This window comes from Sphingobacterium rhinopitheci (assembly GCF_022627575.1).
GTDB classification, from domain to species: Bacteria; Bacteroidota; Bacteroidia; order Sphingobacteriales; family Sphingobacteriaceae; genus Sphingobacterium; species Sphingobacterium rhinopitheci.
Map to the genome: position 1 here is coordinate 1 of NZ_JADEYQ010000036.1, position 12,402 is coordinate 12,402.

The following is a 12,402-nucleotide window of genomic DNA, read 5'->3' on the forward strand; positions in this document are numbered from 1 at the left end:
CAGCAGAGTCCTTCAATGCTAAAATAAAAGCATTCAGAAGTCAGTTTAGAGGGGTAGCTGATATCAATTTTTTCCTTTTCAGATTAACTAAATTATTTGCCTAGTCCACAGATTTTGAATATGATCCGAAAATGTGCGGGAATAGCGGGGTTGAGACAATCCCAGCGGGATCACAAAAAAGCAACTCCAAAAGAGTTGCTTTTTTGTTTCCCCTTGGAAGAGTACCCAAGGGTTCGATTCGAGAAGGATCATGGAAAATGTGCGGGAATAGCGGGGCTGAGACAATCCCAGCGGGATCACAAAGAAGCAACTCCAAAAGAGTTGCTTTTTTTGTTTCCCCTTGGAAGAGTACCCAAGGGTTCGATTCGAGAAGGCTCAAGGAAAGTGTGCGGGAATAGCGGGGCTGAGACAATCCCAGCGGGATCACAAAGAAGCAACTCCAAAAGAGTTGCTTTTTTTGTTTCCTCTTGGAAGAGTACGGATCAAGAAGAATTCTTGCGGGATCACAAAAAATAAACCGATTAGGTAATTAATTAGTTTATAAAAAAAAGAACATGTGCTATTAGATTTACTTAGCAAAAAAATAGGTTGATCGAAAAATCGACCAACCTAAATAGTTTATTTTACAATTTAAAAAATACTCCGATACCAACTAAAAGCTATACATATTGGAGTTTATTATTACAAAAACACTTATTTCCCTATAGTTAATTCTACATATACAGGATAATGATCTGAAATCACATCAGTGAAATCATTTTTAATAATCTCACTCTTGGTAAGCATAGAAGCTGCAGCTGGATTACACCACAAGAAATCAATTCTTTTTTGTGTTCCATTATTACTTTTCTTCCAATTACCATTCCCATCTTTACGAGTTGGTACAGACCCCGTAAATTCAGTATTTACCAAGGTAAATGAGTCTTTAAATCCCGCATTCTCTAGTTTTTTCAAAACTGAATAATCAATTTTGCCCTCATTTAAATTTCTAATATGATTATGTTTAGCCTCTTGAGCTTTCATTACTTCCAAGACATTATTATCATACTGTTTAGCATCTGAAGCTGCTAAAGAATTAAAATCTCCCATTATCAAGATAGGCTCATTTTGAGGTAATTCTCTTGTTTGAGCAATAATATTCTCTATTTCTTCCAAGCGCTTGCTATAACTAAATGGAGAGAAATGAATTACAAATACATGCAAGCCTTTTACTTTAGCATAAATATAGCTATGCCACATATTTTCGGTAACCTTCTTAAAATTCACCAAAGGATACTTAGCTGTCAATGCAACTGGAAAACCGTCTTCTTTAGATTGCAAAGCATAGGGATGACCATAGCTTCTAGCTAATTCTTCTAATGTTTTTTGTTTCCAGCCATTCATCTCTTGCGTTGCTACAATATCAGGATCTAAACCGTTTACAAAAGTTTTATAGCGTTCAATATTTTGAACAGAATCTTTTTGCAAACCGAACAAAACATTATACGAGAGAATTTTTATCTTCTCTTGCGCATTTACGGTTAAAAAACCGAAAAAGAAAATCAACGCATATAGCTTTTTACTACTATTACTCATAATCTATTTTATTTTATAGTTAACTAATTATTTTATGTTCCAGAACTCTCCCATCCAGGGTTTTGAGTCAAATTAGGATTTAACTGGAGTTCCTGTGTTGGAATAGCATACAAGTAATCCTTATCTTCTCTCCATACTTTAATAATATCTGGTAGATTTAAAATTCGACCACCAATATTACCATTTTCTAATACCATCTCACCTAACTTTTGATATTGAACACCTGGTTTTCTCGTAGGTGAATTACCCTCATAAATAACTAAATCAATAGTACCATTTTTATCTACATCATATTCGCCTGCTCCTGTAAAATACATACCATAAAATGGCTTAGACAAACGAGCTCCTTCTTTCCATCGTAACAAATCACGATAGCGCAAACCCTCCTTCACCATTTCCACTCGACGTTCTCTACGTATTTCAAGCAATACGCCTAGATTTGCCCCTCTACTCACATTTGGATACTCATTCAACAAATATGGATCTGGATTAGAATTTGCCGAGGCAAGGTCTAAATTAGGCATATCAACACGGTCACGAAGTTTCTTAATACTATTATTAATATCTGCCTGGGTAATGGTTCCTAATTCAGCTTTAGCTTCAGCAAAATTTAATAACACTTCTGCAAACCTAAATATAGGCATATCATTTGTAGATTGACCTGCATCATAACTAGGTGCTAAAATATACTTTACGAACTGATAACCTGTAACAGAGGTAGAAAAATCAGGAACAGAAACCTCATTACTACCAATTCTCTTATACCCTGGAATACGAATAGTCTGACCTAACCTGGGGTCTCTATTTTGAGTTTCTTCATAATACTGCATGGTATTGTAGTTCGCTATATCGGTAAATCGGCTTCCATCTTTCATCAAATAACTATTCACTAAAGATTTTGTCATCCCAGGTCGACCATATGAAGCGGATAGAATATAGAAATTAGCGGAGTGTACGAATGGAATAGAAGCATTATATTCACGAGATAATATGATCTCCGATGTAATGGCATCTTCGGCTATAAATAATTCCTGATAAGATTTATCTGCTGATGTTTTATGGATAGAATAAACACCGGAATTAATCAATTCTTCAGATGCTTTAACACCTTCTTCTAATACCTGTTCCCAATCCCCCAATCCATGATATTTTCTAAAAGTACCTTCAAATAAACATATCCTAGACTTAAATGCTAAAGCTGTCCACTTTGTAATACGCTGTCCACTTTTAGTTGGACTACAATTTGCTATTGCAAAATCTATATCTTCCAACATTTTTTGAAAAACCAATTTACGTGAATCTCTAGCTTTTTTCAAGCCTTCATCGTTCATTTCTAAAACTTTGTCATACCAAGGTACATCTCCAAAACGAACCAATTTCTCGAAATAAAAATAGCTTCTAAAAAATCGTGCAACACCATCATATCGCAAACGAGCAGCTTCATCCTTACATTTATGTGAATTCTCCAAGTAAAAATTGATTTGTCTTAGTTCATCCCAATTCCAACCAGAACCACTGGAGGGAGTTTCACGCGTACCTTGGATTTCAGCAGCTAAAGTATTACGTGCTTCATCATCTCCTTGATTAGGATTGTTAAAATGTATTGCTAAAGCATCTGGCAATTCAGTATAAAATGCATTGGTATAATTTTCTAATTCAGCCGCAGTTAAAAAATAGTTTTCTGGAGCCAATTCAGCCAGTGGATAACGTTCTAAATAACTATCATTACAAGATGACAAGCTAAAAATTAAAGCTGCCATCAAATATAAATTTCTCTTTTTCATAAAGTTTTTTTTAAAAAAATTAAAATGAAACTTGAACCCCAAAAGACATAATACGAGACATTGGATAACTACGACCTGTATTATCAGTCATCACTTGTTCTGGATCGATATAATCTGTTTCCAATTTAGTCCAAGTATGCAAGTTTTCCCCGCTCGCAAAAACCCTAAACCTGCTGATTTTAATTCTATTAGTCAGTGTTTCAGGAAATGTATAACCTATTGTAAAATTTCTTATTTTTAAATAAGCCAAATCTTGTAGATACATATCATTATTAACAGATAACTCTGAGTTTTGAGCAGTATAACCTCTCAAAAATGGAAAGTAAGAATTTGGATTTTCTGGAGACCAAATCTTATCAGGAAAATCACTAGGGATAAATGAATCATAAGGCCTTGCATACACAGACCAAAAGCCTTGTGCTTCCAAATTAGGGTACCAATTCTGTTTGCCTATACCTTGTAAAAATATAGAAGCATCTATACCATTCCAATTGGCACTCAAGGTCATTCCATAAGAATATCTAGGTTGGCTATTACCTATGATTTCTCTATCCCCTGGATTACTAAGTGTATTCAATCCAGAGTTAATAATCCCATCACCATTCAAATCTAATATTTTAATATCTCCAGCTTGCAACATTCTCAGATCAGCTGTTGGCGCTTGCACTCTACGTCTATTAATTGGATCTTGGTTTACAATTTTTGCATAAGCTTGAGCTTCCTCTGTTGATTTAAAAAAACCATCATATTTATATCCCCAAATCTCACCAAACTGTTGTCCTTCATAATAGGTATTAAGCAAGCCTGCAGGATTACTGAATTTCGTAATCTCAGATGTGTAATCAGACAAAACTCCACGAATCGAATAATTCAAAGATTTACCAGCCACCTCAAATTGATCTCTCCAAGTCAATGCAAAGTCAAACCCTTTAGTTCGCAAATCTGCTGCATTTTCTCTAGGTTCTGCTGCCCCAAATACATCCGGTAAAGTCTGCCCGACACTCAACATACCCATAGTATTTCGAATATAATAATCAGACTCTACAGATAATTTATTCTGCAATAAAGAGAAATCTAACCCAAAGTTGGATGTCGTAATTTTCTCCCAAGTAAGTGAATTGGCTACTGGACTAGGATTGTATGTAGCATTTAGCCGTTGTCCATCTACCAAATACGAAACCTGCCCAGTACTCATAGAAGAGATATAAGCGTATGTGCCAACTTCTTGATTACCTAATGCCCCATAGGAATACCTTAATTTAAGATTATTAACAATCGATTTAACAGGTTCGAAAAATGCCTCTTCACTCACTCTCCACCCCATAGAAAATGATGGAAAAAAGCCAAAACGACTACTTTTTGGGAATCGAGAAGTACCATCATAACGCCCACTTGTCTCGAACAAGTATTTCCCTTGATAATCATAATTCAAACGGTAGAAACCTCCTCTCACAGCCCATTCATCAGCACCGCCACGAAATTGTTTATCTCCGATCACTAAATCTAAATCATTTAACGTTTCTGATAATAACTCTTGACCAACACCTCCTACTCGTTTATACTTTCTATCTTCTTGATTAAAACCAACCATAGCAACAAGATTATGATTACCAAAAGATTTTTGGTAATTAGCAAAAACATTGATAAAATTCCAACTGTATTTACTCATAGTCTCATTCAACTTATCTTGATTTAATGCACCTAAGGATGACAACTCCATTACGCCTGGGTATTTAGAAAAATATTGACGTGTTTGTCTATAGCTGTAATCGGAACGAAATTCGCGATAAGAATAGTTACCTGTTAATGTTAATCCTTTACCGAAATTTATAATAGCCTCAGTTTTATTCGTAAACTCCGTACCTCGGTCATAACCACGCATTGTACCACTTTCTAAAGCATTATGCAATCCATAGCCAATTGGATAACTATTAATACCTGAATACCCTGTTATAGTACCATCAGGATTCTTAGGTGTATACATGGGATGATAATGGTAGGTTGGACTATTGCTTACATTATTTGATACCGAATTGAAATTATTTTCTAAACCATGCCAATTATAATCTGATTTAAAGAAATGTGTACCATTACTAATCGTCAACCAAGGTCTTACTTCAGAAATAATATTTGCTCTAAAATTATGCCTCTTGAACTTATCAGGCTGAACATTAAATAAACCTTGCTCATTAGCAATTCCCCCGGATAGCGCATAACTTGTATTACCACTTTTACCTGTAATTGAAAGATTTTGATCAGTTTTTGGACGTACATCATTATACAAATAATTAAACCAATCGAAATTTCCATAATAGCGATAAATATCTTTACCACTTGCATCCTTTTCTACTGTTACCCAAGGACGAGAAGGATCTTCTACTTTATCATTGACACGAGCAAATAGCTTTTCATAATCCTCATCTGTATACCGTGTAGTTCTGTATCCCAAAGCATTATACATGGCATCATCATTGATCTTTGCATTCCAATACCCGCTCGTGATATAATCCGTATTTGTGGCATGTGAGCTAAAACCAATATTATTATTATAATCGATAGACGAATGTCCATCCTTACTACCTTTTTTAGTGGTCACCAAGATAACTCCAAATGCCCCTCTAGCGCCATAAACTGCAGCAGCAGAAGCATCTTTCAATACCGTAACCGACTCAACATCATTCACATTTACACGATCCAAAGTACCCAAGATTCCGTCAATTAAGATCAAAGGTCCGCCTCCATTTATAGATGTATTTCCACGAATATTAACTGAGCCGCTAGTCCCTGGTTTACCTGAACCAAAAACTACATTTAAATTGGGCACATTCCCTTGTAATGCTTGGGTTAATTGTGTTACTGGGCGATCTTCAAAAGCTTCACCAGAAATCTGACTTACAGCCCCCGTTAAATTTACCTTCTTTTGTTGACCATAACCGACTACCACTACTTCATCCATCTCTGCCAATGAAGGAACAAGCGTAACTTCCAAATTGGTGACAGTACCTACAGTTACCTCTTGAGACTCATAACCGATTGAACTAAAAATCAAAACCGAGCGATCAGATTTGACAGAAAACACAAATTTACCCTGCGCATCAGTCATACTACTAACATCTGTTCCCTTCTCCTGAATAGAAACATTTGAAAGAGGTTCTCCGCTAGAACTACGAACTACACCACGAATTTCTTTTTTTTGAACCAAAGATAGCTCCGAATTCGCATTATTTTTATCAAGAACTTGATTACTCACTTTCTTGCTAAGAATAATATTTTTATCTACAATCTTATAATCATGCTGAACTAGCAACTTATCCAAAGTTTTTTCCAATGAGTAATTCTCAACAAAAATACTTGTGACTAAGTCAGAAGGAATAATAGTGGAGTTGTAGAAAATATTATATCCACTTTGCTTTTGAATATCCTTCAACAAAGTAGTCATCTTTACATTTTTCTTATTTAAAGTAATAGATTGCCCTAGAGTCAATGTACTAGCTTGTACAGTCCCCGCAAACATTAATAAAAGGGCTAATTTCATCGATATATTTTTAGGCTTTAGATGTATATTTCCCCCATAATAAGAGGTTTTTTTATATTTTTTATACATTTGTTAATCGGTTGATAAATTCATAATCATTTTATTGTCAGTTGATTTGTCAATTAATATCACAGGGGCGCTCGCTACGCTCCTGTACTTATAATCGATATGTTTTTTTACTTTTACATAACGATCACCCTCCTTCCTATAAGTTTAAACTTAACATCTTTAGTTAATTCCATTATTTCTAAAACTTCACCTATATCTTCATACTTAGAAATACTTCCAGTAAATTTTATGTTCTTTATATCACGTTGGTATTCTATCTCTATATCATACCACCTAGCCAATACTTCCATTACATTTTCAATACTCATTTCATCAAAAGCAAAAACACCATTCCTCCAAGCAATTGTATAAAATGGATCTATTTCTTTTATTGTCACCTTTTTATGAGAACTACTGTAATTTGCTTGTTGATTAGGTTTTAATAGCTGTTGATTTTCATCCCCAAAACTAAGACGTACTGCCCCTTCAACAAGTGTAGTACTGATAACCTTACCATAGCTATTTATATTAAAAGTTGTTCCTAATACCTCTAAATTTTGGTCACCGGTCTTCACTATAAAAGGAATATAAGAATTGTTAAACTTCAAACTAGCTACCTCAAATAAAGCTTCTCCTTCTAATTCGACTTCTCTTTTAGAATGACCAAAATTTAATGGATAACGGATCTTTGAGGAAGAATTCACCCAAATCTTAGTCCCATCAGGCAGTGATAAAGTATATTCTCCACCTTTGGGTGTAACTATAGTGTTATAGATTGGAGTGTTTGAATTTTGATTAGGGCTTAAAGTGTATTTCAATTCACCATTTTTCAATACAGTAATTGTATACCCATTTAGCACGATAGATGTGTCAGATTGTACCTGATCCAAATTAATGATTTCCCCATTTTCTAACAATAGATTACCTTTTGGTCTTCCTGGAACAACTTCAGCCAAAACAACTTTATCATCATTATTGAATTCTCCAGGAAAGAAAAGTGAAAAACACAATAATAGTATTGCCGCTATTGCACCTGTAAGGATTACAATTTTATTAATGTATTTAATAGGACGAGCAAGTTTTTTTTCATCACGAACACTTACTAATATTTTATCAAATAGCGCATCAGAATCCGTATCCGATAGAAATTCTGCTGACTCCTCATCATTAAAATTCTCTATTAGTTCTCTTAACCACGCATTACCTGAGTCTGCGCTAATAAATAGTTTTAGTATACGCAATTCTTCTTCAGTGATTGATCCATCACGAAACTTCAGAAATAAACTATATAATTGATCTTTTGTCAAGGCTAATCTTTATGTTTAACTATATAATAGAACATAATGAAATTTAGGACTATAGCGAAAATCATTTTTTATAAAAAAAATGATAAACAACTGATATAAAGGAGATTATTTTATAAATATTTTACCATTGCACTCTAATGAATAAGCAAAATGATTCAGGATTTTACATCCATTGAGTATCCCCACAAGTAAAATATAGAAATATAAAGAGGTTCAAGGGTTAATAGCAAAAAGTAATACTTTGCCAAACGCAGTCGAATTTTCTTAGATGCTGAGATGATTTGGTTCTTAATAGTATTTCGAGAAGTCCCTGTATACTCCGATATTTCGTCGTAATTTAAACCTTTCAACTTATTTAGAGCATAAGCTTCTTTTTCCTTCTCGGATAAATCATTCATTATAGAAGTAAGAAAACTAGTTAAATCATTAAACTCAATTTGTTGTTCAGTACAATGACTATTTTCCGACCAAGTAAGTTTACTGGAGTTGAGAAATTCCGTGTTAAGAACTTTCTTCCTAAAAGATTGAATTAAAACACGCTTTACTACAACAAACAAATATGGGTAAATATGAGAAATATCTTTTATTTGTTGATTCGCTTTAAATAGTTGTACAAAAGCTTCTTGAACCGCATCTTCAGAATCAAATTTACACTTAGTTACAGAATAAGCATATCGATAGAGTATTTGGTGGTAACCATCAAAAATCTTTCTAAATACCAATTCATCACCTTCTACAAAACGTTTAAAATCAATATTTGTTAATATATTTTTCAATGTTTTACCTATTTATTCCGTTCTTGACTCATGCAAATACAAAATAAACCATCTAAAATAAATGACATATTAAAACATGGTTAAATTGTTGTGAAATTTACACTATTGCGGTTGCTTGGTTTATAATTATGAATCTAAAATAACTAAAAAAGCTTAATTATCTAATTTTAAAATTTTTCAACTTCAAAAATTGCTAAAACTCTTCTAATCATTTTGAAGGTATATACCCTTAACTGTTTGATAGAGGGGAATATAAAGGAAATTACCGAATATAAAGACTGCCTAAGGATGTGCATACCTTACTAGAGTGTTTGATCTTGCAGATCTAAATTTGTTGTACGGTGAATTAGCATTAATAGGACCGCATGTAATACCATTATTAATGGCAATTACAATGGCGATAAGAAACATAGGTATAAACTAGTCTTCCTATTTCATTCTGACTGACAGAGGAAATCATTATACATGTAATACATTTAAGATTTTACTAATAACAATAAAACAAATCACGAGCCGTACAGGAAATTATTGAAAAAATAGTGACGCAGAAGGCTTTTTCTAAAAAATAAAGCCAGAGTGTATATCATAAAAAATAGAAAATTGGTAAAAATTGAGGTATTCAGGTACTTTGAGGGATTTTACAATACCATAGCATTTTTTCACTTGTTAGAACACTAATGATATCAGTGCAATATATTTAAACTAAAAATTATTTATTATTCTTTTAGAGGAAATAATATTTTCATTATTGACTAACAATTTGTGTTTAATATAGTTTATACATGTAGTTATAATATGTTCAATCACTTTTTTATAGGTGAAATTGCACTTATCATATCATAAAAATATTATTAAACACAAAATAAACTATTTATGAAAAGCACAATATTAGGGTTTTTGATGGTCTTAACCACCATTTTTGGGGCTTGGGCCGGACATCATATGGAATCTGACTTAGCGAAGAAATACCCACAGCTCGATTTGACAGATATCTTTGTCTTTAAATCCCCCACTCCGGGAAAGACAGTATTCATAATGGGTTTTAATCCCAAGAGTATGAAAGATTCGTTAAACAATTATGCTGATAATGGTATATATCGTTTTTGTATTGGTGCTGATGCCGATTTCTTTTCGGGAATTTCACCAACATTTACCTTTAAGAATAACAAGATACAGTTTTATCTTGCTAATCAAGCGGAGCCCCCGATCGGTTCTACAGGTACACTTATTGGGGAAGGCCCTATAAATAGACAATTGCAATTTAGTAATGGTGTAAATATATTTACAGGTACTGTCTTAGATTTGTTTCAAGGAAATTCTACCGGAATAAGAGCCTTTCGAGAAATGGCTGCCGCAGGAAAGTTTGATCTTTCGGCATTTGATATCGGCGAGAAAGGTAATATATTCGCTAAGTTGTCATCTACAGTGATTGTACTAGAAGTACCTAATGAGTTGTTGCCGAAAGAAATGTGGTATTATGCAACGACAGCTGTAGAAGTAGAACCCGATCATTGGCACAGGGTAAATAGAATTGCTCACGTTTTATTTCCTCATCTCTATTTGTTAGACAAAGATTTGACCATCAAATATTTGGAATCTAATCACGAGGTAGATCCTAAAGTGAAACAAGGAATTTATAACAATGTGCTTAATTATATCAAACTAGCAGGTTATAAGTCTAATCCGGAAGAGTATGCTACAGTATTGCTGAATCGTGTATATCCTGATGTAATGACTTATACCATTGGTACTGATGCCGAATATACTATTAGTAAGATCAATGGTCGTCCACTGCAGGCGGATGCTATGGATGTAGCTTTGGCGTTATTAGTGGGCTCCGATAGTCCTATCGATGATAAGGTAAGTATTAGTTTGGAACGCTTTCAAGATGTATTTCCTTTTGTGGTTCCCATTGATAATGATTACATAGATGCTGCCGATAAAATCGTAAAAGTAGAGGTAATATCAGATACTGCGAAGGCTACTACAGATGATCATAAGGAAGAGACGAGCAATACGATCTGGTATATCCTAGGTGCTGCAGTATTTTTGTTTATTATAATATTAGTCAGTAAAAAGAAAAGATAATATAAATATGGCATAAACGCTGCTTATAGCAAGGTTTATGCCATTAACATCTGAGGCGCTGCTATAGCTATCTTCCCGAAAGCCTTATTATTTATTGTCAACAGAAAACGCCCCTTAATTATTGAAGCATTCTGCTCAAGTACAGTGTTCCCAACTCAGCACGATTGTCTAGAACGATTAACATTCTATAAATGGTTCTATATCTATAGATATCTTATTGATATAAAAAATAACACTTTAGGTTTTCTACATAATTATTTTTAATAATTGATTGAGTACTACTATACAGAATCATAGACTGCTGTGATTATGCTAGCTTCCTAAAGAGAATGTATTATTATCAAAGATTTCTAGAATTTATAATACTATAGATTTAAATAACTTTAATCATTAGCACCAAAATTACCCGCTGATGTACTATCCTCTTCGTCAGAAATCCATTTTGTATTGATAATATTTATATTGTTTTCACTACTTACTTTCTTGATATGGATCAGTGTATCACTGATTGTTTTTAAGAAATCTTCTTCATTGGTAAAAATAACCCAAAAGAATATTTCTAAAGAAAAACTACCATCAATCGATATGGAATCGACATAGTATTTTATCTCTTTACTGGGGTCAAAAGTAGATATGGTTTTTAATTCATTAGTCAATAATGTCCTAACCTTGTCTAAATCAAAAAATTGTTCAATATCTGTCTGTAAGCGAATAGCTCTATTATTGTACGTAGAGTAGTTGACAAAGGTACCACTATAGATCAATTGATTGGACACAAAGATCTCCTGTCCTGTTTTATTTTTTACCGCGGTAGTCAATACCCCTACATTAACTACTTCACCGCAATGGCCATCTACTTGTACCCAATCTCCTTTCTTGTAGGGTTTTTCAAAGAATAAAAGCAAGCCGGAGAAAGCATTAGAAGCAATATCCTTAAGTGCAAATCCTGCAATGATACCTACGATACCTGCACCTGCTAGAAGCTTTACGAAGTATTGCTCTAAACCAATAATCTGTAGAAATAGATAACATCCAATAAATAAAAAGAAAAAATAAATTGCCTTAGATAGTATTATTTGAAGATCTTTATACTTAACTAATAACTTAGAGTTTATCTTATAAGCTAAGCTTTTCGTTGATTTACCTATAGCATAAAAAATTAACAATACGGTTAGACCAAGTATTAATTTCGCTAACAATATTTTAATATCTATCTCCCAGCTATCAATTATCTTTATTATGGATTCGAACATTATATATAATTTTTATTCTCAATTTGAACACAAAAA

The 12,402-nt window shown here is 33.5% G+C and carries 7 protein-coding genes; 1 reads left to right on the plus strand and 6 read right to left on the minus strand.

The annotated features are described in order from the left end of the window. Window positions 1–693 precede the first annotated feature (693 nt). The 5 genes from IP023_RS15195 to IP023_RS15215 all read right to left on the minus strand — a co-directional run bounded on the left by IP023_RS15195 (window position 694) and on the right by IP023_RS15215 (window position 9,025). The gene (locus tag IP023_RS15195; protein WP_241791261.1) at window positions 694–1,575 is read right to left on the minus strand and encodes an endonuclease/exonuclease/phosphatase family protein; all 882 of its coding nucleotides are present in this window, start codon (window positions 1,573–1,575) and stop codon (window positions 694–696) included. Window positions 1,576–1,607: 32 nt separating this feature from the next. Continuing rightward, complete coding sequence (locus IP023_RS15200; RefSeq protein WP_241791262.1) at window positions 1,608–3,359, minus strand: RagB/SusD family nutrient uptake outer membrane protein; 1,752 nt, start codon at window positions 3,357–3,359, stop codon at window positions 1,608–1,610. 19 nt (window positions 3,360–3,378) lie between these two features. Beyond that, on the minus strand, window positions 3,379–6,894 hold the full coding sequence (locus tag IP023_RS15205; protein WP_241791263.1) for a TonB-dependent receptor: 3,516 nt from the start codon (window positions 6,892–6,894) through the stop codon (window positions 3,379–3,381). Between the two features lie 182 nt (window positions 6,895–7,076). Further along, window positions 7,077–8,249 carry a FecR family protein gene (locus tag IP023_RS15210; protein WP_241791264.1) on the minus strand — a complete coding sequence of 391 codons (1,173 nt, stop codon included), beginning with the start codon at window positions 8,247–8,249 and terminating at the stop codon, window positions 7,077–7,079. A 155-nt stretch (window positions 8,250–8,404) separates the two neighbouring features. Further along, window positions 8,405–9,025: an RNA polymerase sigma factor gene (locus IP023_RS15215; protein WP_241791265.1), complete on the minus strand. Its 621-nt coding sequence runs from the start codon at window positions 9,023–9,025 to the stop codon at window positions 8,405–8,407. A gap of 873 nt (window positions 9,026–9,898) precedes the next feature. Between IP023_RS15215 and IP023_RS15220 the strand changes: the two genes are divergently transcribed. Beyond that, window positions 9,899–11,113: a DUF4331 family protein gene (locus tag IP023_RS15220; protein WP_241791266.1), complete on the plus strand. Its 1,215-nt coding sequence runs from the start codon at window positions 9,899–9,901 to the stop codon at window positions 11,111–11,113. Between the two features lie 383 nt (window positions 11,114–11,496). On the opposite strand, the gene IP023_RS15225 is transcribed toward IP023_RS15220, so the two are convergent. Then, a complete protein-coding gene (locus IP023_RS15225) occupies window positions 11,497–12,366 on the minus strand; it encodes a mechanosensitive ion channel family protein (RefSeq protein WP_241791267.1) in 870 nt (289 codons plus the stop codon). Window positions 12,367–12,402 lie beyond the last annotated feature (36 nt).